Genomic DNA, 21,126 nt, shown 5'->3' with positions numbered 1-21,126 from the left:
CTCCGCTCGACTTGCATGTATTAGGCACGCCGCCAGCGTTCGTCCTGAGCCAGGATCAAACTCTCCATAAAAGTGTTTGATTGCTCATTACGTTTGTTGCTTGAAGCTTTTCGCATCGGCTAAAGCCGAGTACGTAAACTTCTTATATCTATTAACTCGTTACCGAATTAACAGGGCAGTTTCGCTCGTTGTTCAGTTTTCAAAGAACAATCTTTTCTTTCGTTGCCGACCGCCTATTTCGTGGCCGGACTTATAATATATCATGAATCGAAGTTTTAAATCAACTGGTAATTTATGTTTCAATTCATTTTTTTATTCCCGAACCGCTTGTCTCGCGGCCGGATATATAATTTATCATGCTTTTATTCCAATAGCAACAGGTAACATTATCCAAAACATTGATGATGGAGAGCTTTAGGAGTTGCCTTGCTTCTAACCATTTTTTCATTATAGGACGACTGAATGGCCCCCCCAGACTCAGCATCAGCTCCAAACATCTTCACACCATGATTTGATATGGAGATTAGCATCTAGCAGAGCCAAGGAGGATCGCTTTCCTGTTTATGAAAAAGCGAGCGTTAGACCGTCTGAATTTATCATCGTTAACATGATAATGATGACAAGAAACACAACGGGTGTGATTGTTTTGCCAAACTGATCTTTGACCCTAATATGCGCGAGGACTGCCAGCAGCATCGTTATCCCAAGCCATATCCCGGCCCATGCGACAGCCTCCTCCGCCCAGTAACCGATAATGAGCACGATGGCACCCGCCAATTGGACAAATCCGGTGACAATTCGGAACCATTGAGGAAGTTTCAGCGTGTTGAAAATATCGACCCAATATTTTGCGCCTATAACCTTTGCAGAGCCCGAAAAGAGGTAATAAAGGATCAATAAGCTTTGAAGTACAATCGATAAAATTGTCATAAATAAAAGTCCTCTCTTTATCTAGTCTAATTAGTTTGCTTTTGCGAGAATTCGGAACGTAATGCCGAACTTATCCGTCACATTACCGTAAGCAGCGCTAAAGAACGTTGCCTGCAGCGGCTCGTTTACGTGGCCGTCCTGTTTCAAGGCTTCAAAATATTGAGTCGCTTTTTCTCGATCATTCGATTGCACGACGATCGTGATTTGCGTTCCCTTTTCATAGGTGCTCCCGGTAACGTGATCGGTTAACTGAAGTTCCGAATCACCGATTTTCAAGATGGCATAATTAATGTAATCTTTCTTTTCCGGCGGCATCGGCTCCTCCGGATTTTCAGGTAAATCACCGAAACGGAGCAAATAAACGACCTTGGCATCCAACGCCTCTGAGTAAAAGTCTATCGCTTCCTGTGCGACTCCATTCATTTCCAAAAACGGGATCAAGCTAGTGCTCATTCCAATCAACTCCTTAAACTTTTTGTGTGCGACAATTTGCAACCATCCACTGTTTAAAGTATAGGGAACTCGCAAACTGCTGGATTGTATGATGCCGTCATCTTTTTGTACATAATTACCATCAAAAAACTTCCTTAAAAAGAAAAAAACCACAATCAATTTGTGGTTAGTCATTCCAAAACGTATCAAGTTGACAAATATTCTCTTGGGGACAATCCTGTAACCCGCTTAAAATGGCGGTTCAAATGGCTTTGGTCGCTAAATCCGAGAATCGCAGCAATTTCGCCTATCGTATATTCACGGCTCTTGATTAACATTTTAGCTTTGTCAATCCTTAGGTGTATGAAATATTGATAAGGACTTAGTCTTGTCGTTTGTTTAAACATCCGTATCAAATGGGTCTGACTTAAATTAACCACTTTAGCCAACTCGTCGAGCGAAATATCTCGATCGAAATGAACATTCATATATTCAATGGCTCTTGCCAGTTGTGGGTCCGATAATTTCCTCGAGACATAGAACGGTTTACGATGGGAAGCATTACATATTTCCAGCAGTTGAAGCGCTGTCAAATTGGATAATGACTCGATGTATAGCTTTCCTCTTGCTCCGTTGTTATTGATTTCGTCTTCTAGCCATTTACTCAACTGAAATAGTTTTGAGTCATATCTATTAATTTGGTTTATCCATTCACCATAACCGGCAACAGTCAAGTCCGCTTGGCTTGCCACCTGATGAACCAATGAAGTTGACAACATAATGCAACTAAAAGAAGCTTCTATTTTCTCCAAACGAAAGTAAGATAAATTGCCTGGTAAAAATACAGCTGTCTCACCGACTCTCGCCACTCTCTCGTGATCTCGCCCTTCGAAGCGCGATACCGCCTTAATTGGTTCGGGGGTTGAATTCACGGTAATCAAATAGTTAGACATTGATTCAACATAGCTTTCCTGAGGAGCGACTTTGCTCCACTTCACATATTGAATGTGTTCCCATTCAAGATGATTGCTATTTAACGCAGGCATTCCCTCCACCCAATAACGCTTTGTCATGTCAAGCCCCCTATTAATGTCCCCCAGCTCTGGCAATAGTGCAATTATAACCCAATGTTGAGAATCTGGGTACTTTTTCCTCTGACTTTATGTGACTCTTTGCCTAAGATGTTATGGCTTTTCATTTTGTTCTGCCATAATTACTGCTCTGCAATGGCCCGGATCCGTTCCATGGCATGCGAAAGGGGTTGCCCCCAAGTCTTCCATGACTTGGGCAACCCCTTCCACTTTCGTTACGTTCGCAGCAGCTCCGCGACGGCCAGCAGCAATGCCGCTTGCTCCTCCGTCAGACGTTTGCCGGTTAACGCCGCCACCTGGTTCGCGAAGGCGTTAAAGTTGCCATGCTCCGCTTTTGTGATCAGCGAGTTTTCGATGCCCTGCTCGCCGTTGCCCGATACGTACGCCTCGATCAAACGAACGAGCAAGGCGGTGTCAGGCGCTTCCACCTCGTACGTTGCGGTCGCGGTCACGATATTGCCGGCGGCGTCTTCCGCGCTGACGATCAACTCGTGCGTTCCGACGCCGAGCTCCACCGCCGGTGCGCCCACGAGCGGCCCTTCGCATGGGCCGTTCACGACGCCAGAGACATTGTCGGCAGCCGCGCACGTCACGACAACGAACTCGTCGATCGCATAGGCGCGCGCGCCTTCAAAGACGATGGACGGCGGCGTCCGATCGATCCGGACCTCCAGCGTTTTCGTCTGTTCGACGTTGCCGGCGGCGTCCGCGCTTCGGAACGAAACGTGATGAATGCCATCCGCGCTCAGCTCGATCGGTCCCTCGTAAGCGGTCCACTCCGTCTCGTCGTCCAGACGGTATTCGGTCCGCAGCGTGCCCGCACCGTTTTCGGAGGCGGAAAGCGTCACGGTTACGCTTGATACGAACCAGCCGTTCCGATCTTCCCCGGCAGCGGCCGCCTCGGTAACCGGCGCTTCTGTATCCGGCCCTTCCAGAAGTGTAACCACACCCCATTGTGAACCGTTCATCCAGGAATCTCCGGTCTCGTCGTGCCACATGACAATATCCTGACGGCTGCCATTTGCATTCGCGTCATTGATCCGCAAATCAAATCCAATGACATGGTCGGCTGCAGGAACAGCCGCTTTAAATGGAATTTTAGCTTCAATGTAGTAGCCGCCGTCCACAACTTTGGCGAATGACTCAAAACCTGTACTGATGCTGCCTGGATTAAAGCTTTGTTCATTGAGATAGTTAATACGGTATTGTCCCATACCTGTGCCGTAGGAGGTTTGTTTACTGTTGGTCTCATCCACAAAGATTTCGACCGAGTCCTTCTCATGCGCGTTGCCGCTGCTGCTGTTAAGCACAGGGTCTTTTACACGCACGAGCACATACAGGTTATTGTCATCCCATAGCACTTTAGCGTTGCCATCCGCCGGACCGTTCTCCATCGTCAGATGTTTAAGAATCGGCAGCGTGACGGTCGTATCCCAGAGCGGGTCAAGCGCGGAGCCGCCGAGAACAGGCGTACCGTATGCGGCGGTCCCCACGCCGCTAGGTAATAGCTGCAGCGCTTTGAACGCGTTACGCAGCGCGTAATACGAATGGTCCGCTGCTTCCTGACCGATCTCAGCATTCGAAGCTGCAGCTTGGGCCTCACTTAAAGCGCTCGCAAAAGCGTTCCATGAATCGTTGGTATAAAAAGTGCTGTCCAGGTTATTCGATTCCTCAATAAGGGCGTTCAGCAAGGTTTTGTCGACCACTTCGTCAATAGGGTTCGCGGATCCGCCTCTGCCTGCTTTGACCTCGTTGAAATAAGCTTCTATTTTTGCAACCTCGTCAGCCGCCAGCACTCTGTCGTAGATCAGAATCTGCAGCACTTCGCCCATGAAACGGAATGGAGTTGCAGACGCCATCGTGTAACCGACGGCCAGATCCGATCTGTTCCCATGTAGAGGCTTGGCGTTCGTTCCGGGGGTGCCGATGACGTTGTTATTAACAAAAACAGTTCTCGTGTTTCCGTTAAGCTGCGCCCGAACGCTGACCAGACCGTTCGCAGCCGTGGTTGAAATGGATTGCCCGCCGCCTCCTACGCTGCCATCCGCGTTACCAAAGCGAAGATTCACTCGATTTGTTCCAACGCCGAGATTAATTCCGCTCCAGCCATCGTTGGCTGCCCACGTTTGGTAAGACTCATTTAATCCGAAGTAAACAAGACCGTTTTGGTCGCTGGAGTTGTTGGCAGTCGTCGTTGGTTTAACCAGCGTGTAGATCGTCATTTCCGTTTTTCCGTTATAATCTTTAAAGCCTGCTGCTTTTAACGGCCTCGAGTTAGCGTCGAATTGTACATACTCGTATCCATCTTTCTTTATTTTAGGGTTGCCGTTTGGCGTTCCGAGACCATCGCCGCCGCTGCCAGGGACGTTCGCCGGGACAAGCTTTGCTTGGACGCTTCCCATATTTGTCCATCCTGTCACGTTTCCGCTGCTATCTCGTTCCACACCCTCATCGGCTTTGAGCCATAAATCAAGACCGTCTCTAGGAATATCGACAGGCGTCATATCCTTTACGACAACACTAGCGTGCGACTGACTTAGCACCTCGCCGTCTTCCGCCAGTACATAGATGACGTATGGACCCGGCAGCACAGGCGCTTTCATCGCGATGACATCGCCGGAAGCTGCTGTTTCATCGTCGCCTCCATCGAAATGACCGCCGCTCGATGAGGAGATCCATATCTTCTTGGTCGCGTCGTCCAAATCGTAAGCGAACCTGACAGTCCCGCCAGGGGCCACTGCCACGTCAGCCGGGAGCAGCTTATTGGCCACCGATACGGTGGTCGTAAAATTAATCGTTCTGGAGTTCGACCCTGTCGGAGCACTGACTACCAAAGTCCAGCTTCCTTCGGTGGCGATTTTGTAGCCGCTCGCCACGGGATTGCCGTTAAGCGTATAAGTGTTGTCGTCACTTAAAGTCAGCTCAAGAGGCCGTACCGCGGAAACGTCATAATTTTGCCCGTCTTCCACATTGATCGATGACATGCTCAGGTCGACGTATAACGTATATTTAGAGGCAGCCGTTTCTCTGCCGTCTTCGTAAACGATATATAGTTTGTATTCGCCTGGCACAGACGGAGCTTCGATGGTTTTTTCGTTACCGGCGGCTTTTGTCATCGTAGCGCTTTCATGAAAGACGGTTGTGTTCGGAGGCGCGAGCCACACCGTATCTTCAGCCTTCAGCAGCCCTCTGCGGTTCAGCTTTTCACCTTTACCCATGATGACGTGGGAAGCCAGCTCAAACTCGGTGTCGGCAATGAGGCTTCTTGGGATCATATGCGTGTATTCATTCGTAAGACCCGAATTCAACACGATTTCGTTGCCTCTAATCGGCCAAATGCGGTCTTCGCTTTTGTAATTGTCGAACGTGATCCTTGGGGCGCCATTCTGGTTGTTATTTCCGTCCACGTAACCTTCGACGGCAATCATATCGCTTTTGCGCTTCCAGTTGTTAAACTCATAAAGACGGCTTTGTCCGGGAGCATGCGAAAGCTTGGATTGCACGACGTTGCCTATCATCTTAATGAACGTGCTTCCTTCGTCGGGATGGAACCCGTTCGTCCAGTTGTTGGAGGTCGTAGGCTTGCCAGTTGGATTCGGGTCAAGGAAGTTGTAGTTCATCTCGGTGTAATTCGTCCAGTTGTCCGGATGCCAGTTACTATTTTTGTCGGTGACGGGGCTGTTGGTCAAATAATTGACCGTATCCCATGTCCCTCCCCCAGGCAAATTACCAGGGTCGCCTTGCCGTCCCAGTGAGTAAATGGCCCCGGAGTCATTCACGATCGTACAAATTTCCTCTATCCGGTTATAATTAATTTTGTTATTCCTCGAGGTCGTCGTTATTTCCGGAGACCTTGCGAGACTCGTCTCATGCGTACCATGGTAAGGGCTGCCGTTCTTGTCCGTACCATGAGCGGTAAAGCCGAACCCGTCGTACTCGTCCCAGCCCCAGCCGATGCTCATGGCGCCGTATGTCGTATCATAAATATAATTATGAAGTACCTGCATATTCGTTGTGTAGAAAGAGGCTAAGGCATTAGCTCCCGGGAATCCGTAGCAGGTTCTGTGCAGAAAGTTATTTGTAATATATATATTTTCCGGCACAGCTTCCGTACCCGCCGCAAATTTTTCTTTATCAACGCCCGCCCAGTCCCTTATTGGCGTCCCAGAGACCGAAACGCTAGATTCATGCTTAATCGGTTCGTCGTTTTCATAGACATGATGCGGATGTCCGATTACAATGCCGGAAGCGAGCGTATCTACGATATAGTTGCCCGTGACTTCGATCTCCTTGACATCGTTTTCGATATGGATGCCATTAAATCCGGTAAGTCCGATCTCACCGTTCAACACTTTGATGTGCCTTGCCGCATTGATCATGACCGCTGCAGGCGGTATGTCATAACCGCGGTAGAACGTCTCATGCCAGTTGATGCTGCTTGGAAAGTAAACGGTGTTCACGATGGAGCCCTGAACGGACGCATAGCCGCGGGACGTGGTCGTTACCGGACCGGATCCGTCGCTTAGCGTATAGGTGCCCGTCAGTTCATACAGCTTATAGTCGGTATGGGCAAACTTCAGCCCGTTGAAGGTGATATGTCTGACGCGTCCATCATCCGAGCCCTCGATTGGGCTCAGCCGATCTCCTACGGGTATCCCTCTTACGTCGACAACCGTCTCGAGCTTTGGAATGACCACGTCGGCGGTATTGATATCCTCGCCTTCAAGCGGGATGTAATAAAGCGTGCTTTCCGCCTGGTCGAAATAAAAATCTCCGCGCTTGTTCAGGAACTCGAAAGCGTTACGGATGACTTGATTGTTATTCGGATTGTATTGCGTGTTATTGCTCAAAGACTGTGAAACCGCTCCATACGGCATTTGGAACCGGAGCATGACGCCGCCGGGCTTGTCGCTGGCTGCCGGCGCCTCTTCGATCGACGCGAAGGTGACAAAAGGCCTCGCCCATCTGGCGGTGGAACCGCCCATGCTTTCGGCCTCGATGTTTTGGGGATTTTTCGTTTCCGTCGTCAGACCTACGCTGGCATCGAATACGATTCCCGCACGAATATTGCTGCCATCCCGCCACGCCCAAGGGTTATCGTCGGAAGTAAAGCTGACTGTAGGAGTGCCGCCTACCGTTCTGCCCGCCGAACCGATTTGCGGGCTTACCGTCATGTTGGCGCGTTTGTCGTTTACATAAATCGCACGCAGCTTATCGTTCCGGTTAAGGGTCGTTTTATACGCTGTTAAGCCGCCCGTCTGGGTAAGGCCGACAGCTTCTGTCCAAACGCCTTTTTCCAGCATTTCTCCGCCGCTGATGACCGGCTTTGCCCCCGGCGCCGCCTCATAGCGAATCGTGCTGGTTGCAGTTCCGGAATCTTCCGCCGTAAAAACGAGGGTTTCCTCAAGCGGATAAAAACCATCTGCAATTTGAACGACGATATCCCCGCCGGTCTTAGGCAGAGTCCTTACGACTTCCTTTGCTTTGGCTATCGTTTTATACGGCTTTTCCTGCGTACCGTCGCCTGTGTCATCATTGCCGGTTGTAGCAACATAGATCGTCTTACTAATAGCAGCGCTTGGCGCAAGATCAGCCGCGGCTACTGACCCTGCTAATGGCATCATGGGGAATACCATCACCAAAGTCAAAAACCAAATAAGAGCAGTTTTCCTCACCTTCTCAAACCTCCTTGGATAAAAGTTAATACTTATACACATACCGCTTTGACGGTAGTTGTGCCGGTTTCCCTGCTGAATTCGTTATCATGAATACAGGCCATCATTTAAGCGCTTTCATTTTGTCTTCATTTGACTATTTCAAAATTGCTCCCGCCGTTAAGGCATTTTCTATCTTCTCATTACCGATCATATAGATAATGATGGTAGGCAAACTTGTCAGCATCATTGCAGCGCCGATATGTCCCCAGTGGGAAACCCCGACACTCACAAAGAAACTATGCAATCCCACAGTCAATGGTCTGAATTGATCTCTGGCTCCAAGAATAAAGGCTAAAGGGAATTCGTTCCAAACTCGCATGAAGATTAGAACGGACTGTGTCATTAGCGCAGGCCTTACAATCGGGAAAATAATTCGAAAAAACGCTTGATAAACGTTGGTCCCATCGATACAAGCCGCTTCCTCCAATTCCTTAGGCAGCGATCGAAGAAAAGCAAACAGCATAAGCACGCATGAAGCCAAAGAGAAGCCCGTGTAAGGCAATATCAGCGCAAAATAGGTATCCTTGATATGCAGCGATTTCACTAATTGGAATAACGGAATGACGACGACCTCAATGGGAACGATTAACCCTAAAGATACATAGAAAAGCGCCGCGCCATTGAACTTCCAGGACATACGACTCAAGCAATAGGCGAGCATCGTGCCGGCAACAAGCGTAATCACGATTGTGCCCCCCGTATAAATGACGCTGTTCTTGAAATACAAAGGGAAATCATACTTGGATAACACTTCGATATAATTATTCCACGCCCATGCCTTGGGAAGGCCAAACGGATTAACATAGGCCTCTGACTTGGATTTTAAAGACATCGAGATCATCCAATATAATGGAAATAGGAATGTGCACCCGACGACAAACCAAAAAAGACGAATCCCATTTTTCATGCCCCATGCCTCCTAAAACTCTACTTTTTCTCTTGCGACGAAGCGTTGTATGAGGAAGGAGATCACAAGACATTGCAAGATAAAGATAACAGCAATGGCAGTTCCCTTACCGAATTGCGAGGTATCAAATGCCGTATAATACATCTGGTAAATGACCGTTCTTGATAAGTCGCCAGGCCCGCCGGCGGTCATCACCCGGACATGCGCATAGAACGCCATCGAACCTAAGCTGGATAAGATGAGCACATATTTCATGACATCCTGCAGCAACGGAATCGTGATGCGGGTACTGACTTGGAAGGCATTCGCTCCATCAATCAAAGCGGCTTCATAATAGTTTTTGGGGATGGTTTTAATCCCTGTATACAATAAGATGGCATTCAATCCGATATACTGCCATAGAAACGTCAAACCGATGCTTATCATCACCGTCTTCTCATTCGTAAGCCAGGAACGGGTCAGACCATCGAGGCCAATCGATCTCAAGATGGCGTTGAACAATCCCCAGTTCGGCTCATAAAAGGCTACCCATATTTGAGAAACGACAATAACGGATAGAATGGCGGGAAACATCGCAGCCGACTTAAAAAACCTGCGCAATCTAGGCGTCTGAACATCAATAAAGAGTGCAAATACCATGGACAGCGGCAAACCAATCAATACCGAAATCGCAACAATTAAATACGTATTTTTATGAGAAACCCAGAACGATGACGTCTTCATTACGCTCAAATAATTATCGAGGCCAACGAAACCCAGACTCTGAAAACCATTATGATTATGCAAGCTCATCCATAATTGAGGGAGCAGCGGATAGACGCAGAAAACAGTAAAAAGCAATAAAGCAGGAGCAGCAAAAACAGCGATAGACGTCTTGGTGCTGAAATACTTGTTCATAAATCACTCTCCACTGTCTATATAATAGATGGTCAGGCATGGCCCGCTGGACCCCTCGTCCAGCGGGATGCCATTCTTCTCTATTCCATTCCGGTTCCTCAATCAAACCATGTATTCTCTTTCCACTCCTGGTTAATCACTTTCAAAAATTCGGCTGCTGGATATTCACCGGTCAACAGCCTTGCGCCTTGAGTAGATAGCTCCGCAGACATCCGAGCGTCTATTGAGTTCAGAGCAAACGAAGGAATCTTTACCTCGGCAGCATTGTACCAGGTCAAAAACTTCTCCATTAATGGACTCAGATTCGATGCCGTGTTTCCAGTTTCCAGTGCGATAGCAGAACCAACGGATTCAAAGTACAAAGCATCCTGCATAGCCAAAAACTCAGCTACTTTAACCGCTTCGTCTGGATGTGCCGTCTTTGCGCTGACTGCATATCCGTTGAGTGGAGAGCCCCAGAACTGAGCTACTTTGCCCGGATCGTACTTATCGCTCGCGCTCGGGAATGGGAAGAAGTCGACGCCATCGATTTTTGCCAGATTCGGCAGCTCCCAAGTGAACATCCACAGCATGGCCGACTGCTTGGAACTAAACATTTCCATCGCCGGACCGTAATCAATATTGGCAATACCATCCGCGAAGACGCCTTCCTTAGCCAACCGCTCAATTCGCTCTACCCCCGCGATAACGGATGGGTCGTTGAAATCGGTCTCATTGTTTACCAGCTTCATCATGGCCTCAGGGTCTCCAATTTGGACCATTTGCTGCAGCATAAACAGCTTAGGCCCCCAGCCATCCTTGCCCTGAGTCACGGCCGGAACGATGCCGCTATCCTTAAGCTTCTTCGACACCTCGATCAGCTCATCGAAGGTTTGCGGCACTTGTACGCCCGCTTGTTCGAATAGATCTTTGTGGTAAAAAATAACGGGCGTGAAATACGTATCTGCTCCAGAGGATAAGCTGTATATTTTTCCATCAAAATGTTTTAAGGCCTCCGGCACTTTGTATTTGTTCAAAAAACCGTCTTCGGTAATATAGGAAGTCAAATCCATAATATTGCCTGCTTGATTCAGTGAAGTGAAGAAACCGGCATCATTCCAGAATATATCCGGCATATCCCCGGAAGCGTTGTAGGTTTTCATCTTGTTGGCCATATCCTCGCCGCCGCCGCCTGGCTCGAACTCCACCTCCAGGTTCGGGAACTCTTTTGCGATGTTCGGTTTAATGAACTGCTCCATAATGTTGTTGCGGTTTTCGTCCGTCGTAATGGTCATGATACGCAGTTTAATTTTTTCCTCATTTGACTTCCCGTCGCTTGGCTTCTCCGAAGCGCCTGGCGAAGGCGAGGATGAAGGCGAATTATTGGAGGAACACGCCGCTACTGCCATCATTGTCAGCACAAGCAAAGCTGTAAAAACAATTCTAGTCATTTGTTTCATTTTTATGACCTCCTGTTTTCTTTGTAGGATGATTTGCCATCCATCTACTATGAAAGCGTTGCCATCTACAGGTTTTATTGTATAGGGCTGCCCCAGTTCATTGACAGAGACTATTGTAGGTTCGGAAGGAATATTGTTCGTTGTTCTGCATCCATAAAAAAAACGCCTGCCAAAGGAGCTAAAACAGCCCGCCTCTGACTGACGATTCTCGGTCTTTTTCCTATAAATTCCCAATGTGGCTTATATACTTGCTGGGGGAGATCCCCGCATACTTTTTAAAGCACTTGCCAAAATAATTGGCGTCCGAGTAGCCGACACGGCTCGCCACTTCTTGAACGACAAGAAACCCCTGGTCGAAGAGCTCTTTGGCCCTCTGCATTCTTATTTGCGTTAAATAATCGTTGATCGTGCAGGATGTTTCTTTCTTGAACACATAACACAGATAGTTATAATTCATATGGACGCCTCTAGCAATGTCTTCAATCCTCATCTCCTCATTTGCGTAATTCGATTCAATAAATGTTTTGACCTCCTCTACAATCATTGCCGATCGGCTGGACTTATTGGCATGAACATGGGACATGAGCTTCCGAATCAGACTGCGTATCCACTCTTCAAATTCGTTGAAGGAATTCAGCTGTTCGATGAATTGAAACAGATCCGACTCCGTTTGGCTTTCGAAGATCTCGTTTATGTCTTGTGAGGTCTCCTCCAAAAATTCCATGCAGGTGGAGAAAATCTCTAAGCCGGCAACAAGCAGCATTTCGATAGAGGCCTTTTTTAAACGGGCATTGTTAAAAAAATCGATAAGCCACTCCTCAACCTCGCGCGTGTTTCCTGTTCTCATGCTCATCAACAATCTGCTTCTCTTATCGACCGAGTACAAGCTCACTTTCATGGCGGTTTGAGCCACTTTGGAATAAGGAATCACTCGGTTGCCTCCAAGAATAAATCGGTGCTTCAGTGCGTAAAGCGCTTCCTTATAAGATCCGGGGACGGCCTCATAACCTAAATATCCGTTGCCAAGCCCGATCGTATAGGTATATTCGTTTGTCGCCGCCATCATGCTGCGGATGGAATCGCAGAGTTCTCCGACTTGGCCGAAATCATTGTCGTCCGAACCAAAAATGAGCACAAATTGACCTTTTCCATTTAAGAAGCCTTCACACTTGAATGACTTATTTACAGCTTGCTGCACAAATTTTGCACATCTACTTCCAATCGTTGTTTTCATCTGCGAAATGGAGCGCGCATGCTCATCGATCGCCTCTATATCGATAACCGCTGTCATATAATAAGGTGAAACGATATCCATCCCCAAGCTCTGCAGGTGTTGTTCCAAATGCTCAGAACCTATGTTGCCAAGCAGCCAATCATTCAATATTTGGTTTCTCAGCAAGGATGCTTTTTCCGCCGCCTGCTTTTTCAAGTCATCGAGCTCTACTTTTGCTTCTCTCTCTTTGTTGATGACATTCTTAATTTCACATAACGAACTTCGAATTTCTTCTTCGTCTATCGGCTTCAACACATAATTAGACACGCCAAGCTGCAACGCATGCTTTGCGTAAGCAAATTCGCTATGACCGGTAAGAACAATAAATTTGGAATGAAAGCCTTCCGCCTTCGCTTCCTTAATAAACGCTAAGCCATCCATGATCGGCATATTAATGTCCACCATGATAATGTCAGGATGCAGCATTCTCGTTAGTTCAAGCGCATCCTCGCCATTCTTCGCTTCGCCTATCAGCTGAAGATCCAACTCTTCCCAAGGCAGCGAGACTTTTATAGCTTGTCTAAAGTAGTATTCATCGTCGACAATGAGCACTTTATACATGACTCTTCCCCTTCTTCTACAGCTCTTTGATAGGAAGACGAATGGTGACTTTTGTATAGGAGCCCGAAACGCTTTCAACATCCAACCCATAGAGGTCCCCATATAACATTTTGATTCGGCTGTTTACGCTTCGAGCGCCGAAACTGACCTTTCGTTTATCCTCCACCGCAGGTTCCAACAATTGCTCCATTTGTTGTTTGTCCATACCTACGCCGTTGTCATGCACTTCTATAATGATTTGACCGTTCTGCATGAAACCAACGATTTGTAGATACCCTTTCTCCTTTTTCCATTTTAGACCGTGGTAAATCGCGTTTTCGACAATGGGCTGAAGCATGAGCTTTGGGGTAGCGTAACACATAATGTCCTCATCTATATCCATGCTGTAGTCCATATACTCCACGTATCGAAGCTTCTGTATTTCCAGATAGCTTTCCGTCAATTTCATTTCTTCCCGTATCGAAATCACATCGTTTCCTCTGCTCAACGAAATATTGTAAAAATTAGCCATATACTTTGCCGCTGCAATCGCTTCCGTTTTCATATTCAGCTTAATCAATGAAATGATGGTTTCAACCGTGTTATATAAAAAATGAGGTTTGACTTGAGACTGAAGCAGCTTGAATTCGATTTCGCTTTTCGTTCTTTCCTCTTCTGCATTTTTGGCGACTAGAGCTTCGATACGATCCATTAAGCTGTTGAATCCGTCACTTAAATGACCGATTTCATTCATAGATTTGTAAGAGCTTCGAACATTCATTTGCCCGTTTCTTATTTTCCTCATGGTGCTGGCGAGTATGAACAAAGGTTTCGTAATAGAGCGGGACAGAAAAAAAGAGATACCCATGGCAAAAATCAGACACCATATTCCTATGCGGATAATGAGCTTCGTAATTTCCTTATTCTCAACCGTAATCGCATCAAGCGGAATGACACTTATAATGGTCCAGCTTAGAGGTTCAAAATGCTGCGTAGATACAAGCAGCTCATCGTCCCCTTTGCCGAGAATGAAGCTCGTTTCCCTTTCACCTAGATTCGGAAGAGATATGGCGGTCATGTCCGTAAAATCATGATACAAGAGAGACTTATTGCGAGATGAGATAATGCTATGCTTTTCATCAAGGATATAAAACTCGCCTCCCTGATGGTTTAAACTGTTCTCGTAAATGGCTGCAATGACGGATTCTTTGACATACAGGGCGACCATTCCGATCGTTTTCCCGAATTCTTTATGTACAACTGCCTTTGATACTGCAAAAACATTGCTTTCCGTTGAATCATAACGAAATTTAAACGGAACAAGTCCTGTCCAAATCGGCTTATTGTTATTTTCAAGCTTCATGGCTACAGGCTCCGTGCCGAATAACCGGGCAGCATATTCGTTATCGGCATAACCGACATCAGCCCACTGAATCCGGGAGGATAAGACGCTGGCTGCTTTCACCTTCGTATTAGGTTCGACGAAGTTGCTTAAGACCTCCGAAAGCTTCTTCCTCATAATCAAATTCTCGAGTCCGCCTTCCGGCTTTTCCACTGACATATCGGTGTATAAAACCTCCTGCAGCCGATAGTCCGTAGCCAGCATTTTGGAGTAATCCTCGACATTCGTAATTAACGTCTCAATGTTATTGTTAATGAGAACAAGCTCCCGAAGCGAATTGTTCTTTGCTTTTTCGATAATCGCTTTTTGAGAAATATTGTTAGCAAAAAAAGCAATAACCGTAATCGAAATCACAACCAAAATAATCATGGTAGCAAATATCTTATTTTTAATAGAGATACTTTTGAAGTACGAACGATATTTCATGTACTACACCTCATTTCTCGATTACGGTATTGCGACGGATATAAAGCGCTTTCAATCTGCTTTGTATTGATCAACAAAGCACCATCTTATTTTCATATTATTCTACTATATAATCAATAGTTAATATGTTGAATTCAATTTTTTCCCTAACATGCGTAAGAAAACGATGCCAGCAATGTTTATCATTCATCCAAAATCAGCTGCGAGGGCAATGCAGTATACAGGAGGCGGCGCTCGAGAACGGCCTCCGGCACTTCGCTATTTCGCAAAGCAATTCAGGAAGTTTAGCGCACGGATTTTAAAAAAGGAGGGAGGCAGCTATCTGCCTCTCTCCTTTTTCGTAAAGCTGCTCACGTGTAACTCGTTAGGATATTACCATTCCAAGATCATGCGCGCCAGCATAGCCAGATCGACAATATCGATTTGGTTATCGCCGTTCAGATCGAAGACTTTCGCTTGATCCCATCCTGCATCTGTTGAAGTTTTGCCATATGCCTTAACCATAATCGCCAAGTCGCCGATGCTGATCTGGCCGTCGCTGTTGTTATCGTTCGGAATCTTCACGACAACGGATGACTGGAAGGCCAGTAAAGCAGCGTTCAACTGCGTGACAGCCTCATTGATTTGAGCTTGGGTGGCTTTCGAGTTATTCGCTACGGCTTCCGCTGCATGGATGGCAGCCTGCAGCGTTGCCTTGGAGCCTGCTGGATATTGTCCGAGCAGCTTGCCTTCCACTGCTTGATCATGCGCGCTTTGCGCCTCGGCAATCAGCGCGTTCAGCGCGGCCTTGTCAATGACGTCGATTTGAACGGTGTGAACCGTGCCGGCTTGTTCCGTTTCCGTGCCGGCGCTATCTGCCGTCACCAATCGGGTGATCCCAACATTGGTCAGGCCGGCTGGCGCATTTTCTTTTGCTCTGAACGACAGTTTAATCAGATCCGCATTCGGATTCGTTTGTCCGGAGCCAAGATGAACGCCCAGAATACGGAGTGTTCCGGCAGGCTCTGTCTTGTAATCGACGACGATGAATTTCTCTTCGTCTGTCGAAACTGGCGGTGCGGCCAGTTCTAGCTTTTCGGCATCGTACGCGATCGTCACATCTTGAGCCGTTACGTTGCCCTGCACATGTCTGAAGCCGTAGACTAAGTCGAAGGAACTGCCGGCAGATACATGATCTGCGCCGGTCAACGTTACAGGTGCTTTAGAGTCACCGACAGTATAGAATCCAAGATCGCCAAGGTCAATTTTATAGCCGTCTTGGAGCTTCTCGTATTCGCCTTCAAAGAAATCGTCCAGGTAGGAGTGTCCAAGAATGAATCGGTTCGGATTCATGGCGCCATAGTAGCCGGCATTGGCATTGCTCTGACTGTCAAACAGCACATAGCTTCCCTGCCAGCCTGAACCGGATACGCCCCAGCTGATGATGTGATCGATGTACGGGGCGAACTTGGTGAACAGTTTGTACATCAGCGCATACTGATAACCAAGAGCATCAGACTGTCTGACATTGAGCGCTGCGGGAGCGATCGCGCCGCCGCCGGGGGCGTTAGTCGGCAATTTCAGGTCAAATTCTGAGAAAGAAATACCGGAAAGCAGGCCCTGGTCAACGAGTGAAGCATAGAGGGCCATGGCATATTGGTTATCGCTTGCAAGGGTTGATTTTACCGAATCGTGTCCCTGAATACCCATGTCTTCGATAAGGGGTCTTCCGTCATACAGCGGATCGGAGAGCCATGCGGTATTCAGTTCGCGAATCATATTGTATACAGTCCTTGCTTTGGTGCGGGTAGAAATATCGTAATCGTTGTAGGTCAGTTTCGGAGGATTATCAACAACATAGGCGTCGATGCTGCCGCCAGCGTCGTGTCCGTCGAGCTTCATGTACGCGGGAAGGTCAGCGTAATTGGCCTTATAAGCCGCCGCCATCCGGGCGTTGGGAGCCGCGATGTGCGCGTATTTGAAGAGCAGGTAAATGTAATGCTCCCTTATGTCGCCGTCAATTTGATCATCCGACATTGCCACAAGCCAGTTGGTGTGTTTGAGGCTCGTTCTCCAGCTGTTCGCATTTTTCGGGATGTATTCGCTGTGGCGGCTTTCGTGGACCTCTTCGTTGAGTACATCCCACGAATTGAAAGGGATGACTCCGCGGGATTCGCTTGAGCCATACTTCGTATCTGTGGTCAGGAAGTGCCGCATCACATACATCGTATGGTTAAACTGAACCCTTCTGGCCATTTCTTTGTCTACCGGAACCGTGGTTGTAACGCCGTTGCCCAATCCGTAGAAATTGGCTGTGCCGTTATAGCCGGAGGTAAGGTTCGCGGGAACGATCTGTCTCATCCATGCAGGGGCCTGGTTATACCATGCCAAAACATGGGCGTGTGACTTGTACTGCCCGGGAGCTCCGGAATCCCTGATCGCTTGATAAGAGCTGGTCGGGAAATTGTATTCGGCTGCACCAGGGGTGGTGGTTGCGCCGTTTAATGGCGCGCCTGTAACGCTTTTCAGCCAGTTCGGGCCACGAGGATGCGTTGCATCGGCCTTGAGATTGTTGCCGTCGACAAAGATTTCATAGTGCCGGGCTCTGGTTCCGGTTACGGGTCCGGTTCCGATTGAGCCGACCATGAACAGGTCATTTTCCCTGCTGTAAACACTCTTTAGAGGCGCTACGGCACTCTGGTTTTCCGTGTTGACTACGTTGGGAAGCGCAACGCCATTGGGATCGGGTGCGGTTATATTGATGTTGGCGACAAGAAGCATGCCGGTTTCCGCGGGACGGCCGGTCTCGCCATGCAGCTCAAGAATGAAGTTCGATGAGTTGCCTGATGAGGCGGTAAGGCTGTGGTGAGCCTTCAACCAGGATTCACCATTGTAGCTGCCAACCCAATCGGGGTTAAGGTTGTTGTACTCGTAACCCCTTAGGTAGCTATCGAGGTCAGCGTTGGTATTTCTGATTCTCCACCTCATGAATTTGCCCTGCGCGCTCTTAGGATAGTACACATCAAACTCAATCGTTGCGCCTTCGGGAACATTTACAGCCGGAGACAATGGAGATACAAGGCTAATTCCGCCGAACGTGCTTTGTCCGTTATGGATATAATTGATCTGGAGCACATCAGCTTTCCCTTCAGAGTCTGCAAAAGGATACGGAATCATCTTGAATGTGCCACCGGCAAAGTCGGCGGGGACTCGGTTATCTAGCGGGGTTCTCGCGGTCCAGACATTGGTGGGGGCTGTAACTTCTACAGGTATTTTTCCAGGACCCGGGTCAAGACGGAAATAGGGATCTGAACCGTCCGATTTAATCTTTGCAGTGAAATTCACAATCGCGTCTTCCAGCCTGGCTATGGCTTCGTCGGCGGGAGTGAGCACATCGCGCGCGAACTCAAGCGCGTTATCTAAATCCGCGAGTTCGTCGGCGTATACCCAAGGAAAAGCTTTGTTCACATCGGATCCATCGTCAGTGCGGCTAATCTGGAGCGGAAATTCCTCGTTGCCGGCTTTTAACGCTTCGGCTTGCTCAATGAGGTTGTTCCGTTCAAGTGTCAATTCGTCTTCGGCCGCAGCGGCCGAGCCGGGTGCAGAAGCGAATAATGAGAGCAGCATGGCGACTACGAGGATGCGGGAGACGTTGATTAAGAGTTTTTCACCTAACATCTTAATTTTGCTCCTTTTCTTAAGGCGACCTCTAGGGTTACCCATTTTTTAGATTACTGAATTTTTTCACCTCTACCGAAATCATGTTGTTTGTGATTGAATTCGCCGATCACAGCCCACTAGATAAAGTGGAGCAAATCAATCGTAGACTGGGCGGTCATTCTTGAACACTGTAACGGTTGCTGCGCCTAAAGCGAACCGTCTGGGTCGTCATTCATCCCTCCTTATCGTTTAGTTTAATTAGCTGGCTGCGGTCTGTAACACCGATAGCTTAACATCGCCAGACCAATAAAAAAATTAACATTATTCTGGCGGTTGACATGTAATATTAGCGGTTATTCAAACCAATTAACATTTTTCCCGGGCTTAACACTTGCTGCCTGCAATGCAAAAAGTGTTTGCAACCAGCGGATTCTATGGCGGTTAGCTGAAATAGTTCACGGAAACAAATCTCCTACGGCGATCACATTCCCTAAAGGAGGTTCCCTTCCGAAAATGCAAAAACGCGCATACTCATGACTTAGAGTGTGCGCGTTTATGGTGGAGCATAGGCGATTTATCTTGTTCAACTTGCCGGTCCAACATGGGATGTCCCAATCCAGATTGTAGGGCTGAAGCTGTGAATTCGATGGAATTTTGCGGTAGATTCAGACGCCGTTTTCACTTTCCACAAAGTAACGATTACTTTGATGGGACCTCGAGAAGCAATCGGATTTGCCGTCCGCGCGGACGAACCTTTAGGGGGTTCATCTCCCAAGGCTATCCACATGAAAAAACGCCATCACGGGTTGTGATGGCGTTCTCTTCGTATGGAGCCTAGGGGGATCGAACCCCTGACCTCATCGCTGCCAGCGATGCGCTCTCCCAGCTGAGCTAAGGCCCCGAATTTGAGACAAGATAGATAATACCATGAGAGTGAAACAGTGTCAATAATGAGTTTTATCCTGCTTATCTCTGCTGATAAGATATTCTAATGGCATATTTCACCATTAGAGCAGCGAATTCCTGCCGTTCCTATTGCTCTAACGGCGTTTTTCACCTCTACAGCTACAATACTGAACTCCATTGCTGTTACAACGGCATTTTCCACCATTACAGAAACAAATACGTCTGCGTCTCCGGCTCTAATGTCGTTTTTCGCCATTACAGAAACAAATGCGCTCAGTCTCCAGCTCCAATGTCGTTTTTCGCCATTACAGAAACAAATACGTCTGCGTCTCCGGCTCTAATGTCGTTTTTCGCCATTACAGAAACAAATGCGCTCAATCTCCAGCTCCAATGCTGTTTTTCGCCATTACAGTAACAAATGCGCCCCCGCTTCCGCCTCCAATGTCGTTTTTCGCCATTACAGAAACAAATGCGTCTGCGTCTCCAGCTCCAATGTCGTTTTCCGCCATTACAGCTAAACTTCATAACCGAACTACAACATGCTAATACAAGTATGAAACTTCAATCATAACAAACACAGCCCAAAGGCATAGCCACTCACCGGATTAATCCGCCAAGCTTACGAAAGATACGGCGCACCACTTCACTGGTGCGCCAATGCTATTTGTCCGGTCCGGTCATCGGGTGTTTGTTCAGCAAGCTGCTGAGCTCCTTCATAAACATGTCGATATCCTTAAACTGACGGTACACCGATGCGAAGCGAACGTATGCCACTTCGTCGACCGGGTAGAGATGGTTCATGACGTAGCCGCCGATTTCGCTGCTGTCAACTTCGGCGTTAGCCGTTGTTCGAAGCTCCTTCTCGACCTCGGATACAATCACTTCTAGCCGTTCGACAGGTACCGGACGTTTTTCGCAGGCACGGATGAGCCCGCGCAAAATTTTGTCCCGGCTGAACTCCTCCCGGCTCCCATCCTTCTTAATGACGATAAGAGGCGTCTCCTCAACCATTTCGAATGTCGTAAACCTCCGGCTGCATTTTTCACATTCTCTACGGCGGCGGATCGACTTATTTTCGTTGGCGGGACGGGAATCCAGCACTTTTGTGCCGGCATAATCGCAATATGGACACTTCATCGTTATCCTCCTTCCAACCACTTTTTTGATGATGCAATTGCACTTCTAACCATTAAATTTTGAAATACCATACGTTTCCTGTAATGATCTTTGGAATATCGCACATAATACAGTTACCAACCGCAAGGAGGTGAACAACAATGGCTCAAAATCGTAACAGTAACCAATTGGTCGTGCCACAAGCGACTGCTGCTCTGGACCAAATGAAATTTGAGGTCGCTCAAGAGCTTGGTATCGCGATCCCGCAAGACGGCTACTATGGTAACATGGCAACTCGCGACGCTGGTTCCCTCGGGGGTTTCATTACTCGTCGTCTGGTGCAAATCGCTGAACAGTCCCTTGCTGGCGGCACACAATAGTGATTCATTTGTATGAATAACGGAAGTCTTG

General features: G+C 47.8%; 12 protein-coding genes, 1 tRNA gene and 1 rRNA gene. 1 reads left to right on the top strand and 13 read right to left on the bottom strand.

The annotated features are described in order from the left end of the window. The 13 genes from D3P08_RS26290 to nrdR all read right to left on the bottom strand — a co-directional run. Positions 1–71: ribosomal RNA gene (locus D3P08_RS26290) — 16S ribosomal RNA — on the bottom strand; the annotation flags it as partial. A gap of 490 nt (positions 72–561) precedes the next feature. Further along, the gene (locus D3P08_RS26285; protein WP_119603101.1) at positions 562–930 is read right to left on the bottom strand and encodes a DoxX family protein; all 369 of its coding nucleotides are present in this window, start codon (positions 928–930) and stop codon (positions 562–564) included. 30 nt (positions 931–960) lie between these two features. Further along, on the bottom strand, positions 961–1,572 hold the full coding sequence (locus tag D3P08_RS26280) for a VOC family protein (RefSeq protein ID WP_240647758.1): 612 nt from the start codon (positions 1,570–1,572) through the stop codon (positions 961–963). After that, the gene (locus D3P08_RS26275) at positions 1,569–2,435 is read right to left on the bottom strand and encodes a helix-turn-helix domain-containing protein (protein WP_206099014.1); all 867 of its coding nucleotides are present in this window, start codon (positions 2,433–2,435) and stop codon (positions 1,569–1,571) included. The genes D3P08_RS26280 and D3P08_RS26275 overlap by 4 nt, the downstream gene beginning before the upstream one ends. Positions 2,436–2,668: 233 nt before the next feature. Further along, entirely contained in the window at positions 2,669–8,128 is a 5,460-nt protein-coding gene (locus D3P08_RS26270; RefSeq protein WP_206099013.1) for a sugar-binding protein, read from the bottom strand. 136 nt (positions 8,129–8,264) lie between these two features. Then, complete coding sequence (locus tag D3P08_RS26265) at positions 8,265–9,077, bottom strand: carbohydrate ABC transporter permease (RefSeq protein WP_119603099.1); 813 nt, start codon at positions 9,075–9,077, stop codon at positions 8,265–8,267. Between the two features lie 12 nt (positions 9,078–9,089). Next, the gene (locus D3P08_RS26260; RefSeq protein ID WP_119603098.1) at positions 9,090–9,974 is read right to left on the bottom strand and encodes a carbohydrate ABC transporter permease; all 885 of its coding nucleotides are present in this window, start codon (positions 9,972–9,974) and stop codon (positions 9,090–9,092) included. 98 nt (positions 9,975–10,072) lie between these two features. Further along, positions 10,073–11,413, bottom strand: a complete 1,341-nt coding sequence (locus D3P08_RS26255; RefSeq protein ID WP_240647757.1) for an ABC transporter substrate-binding protein — start codon at positions 11,411–11,413, stop codon at positions 10,073–10,075. Between the two features lie 220 nt (positions 11,414–11,633). After that, positions 11,634–13,247, bottom strand: a complete 1,614-nt coding sequence (locus tag D3P08_RS26250) for a response regulator (protein WP_119603097.1) — start codon at positions 13,245–13,247, stop codon at positions 11,634–11,636. 16 nt (positions 13,248–13,263) lie between these two features. After that, a complete protein-coding gene (locus D3P08_RS26245) occupies positions 13,264–14,589 on the bottom strand; it encodes a cache domain-containing sensor histidine kinase (RefSeq protein WP_338068746.1) in 1,326 nt (441 codons plus the stop codon). Between the two features lie 837 nt (positions 14,590–15,426). Continuing rightward, on the bottom strand, positions 15,427–18,711 hold the full coding sequence (locus tag D3P08_RS26240; protein WP_162848608.1) for an endo-1,4-beta-xylanase: 3,285 nt from the start codon (positions 18,709–18,711) through the stop codon (positions 15,427–15,429). A gap of 810 nt (positions 18,712–19,521) precedes the next feature. Continuing rightward, positions 19,522–19,594, bottom strand: a tRNA-Ala gene (locus tag D3P08_RS26235). Positions 19,595–20,259: 665 nt separating this feature from the next. Continuing rightward, positions 20,260–20,736 (bottom strand): transcriptional regulator NrdR, encoded by a 477-nt coding sequence (nrdR, locus tag D3P08_RS26230; protein WP_119603094.1) that lies wholly within the window; start codon positions 20,734–20,736, stop codon positions 20,260–20,262. Positions 20,737–20,876: 140 nt separating this feature from the next. Here nrdR and D3P08_RS26225 point away from each other — a divergent pair, with 140 nt between their 5' ends. Next, positions 20,877–21,095, top strand: a complete 219-nt coding sequence (locus tag D3P08_RS26225) for an alpha/beta-type small acid-soluble spore protein (RefSeq protein WP_119603093.1) — start codon at positions 20,877–20,879, stop codon at positions 21,093–21,095. The last annotated feature ends 31 nt before the right edge of the window (positions 21,096–21,126 follow it).

The organism is Paenibacillus nanensis, from assembly GCF_003583765.1.
GTDB classification, from domain to species: domain Bacteria; phylum Bacillota; class Bacilli; order Paenibacillales; family Paenibacillaceae; genus Pristimantibacillus; species Pristimantibacillus nanensis.
This window is presented reverse-complemented; position numbering and strand designations above follow the sequence as displayed.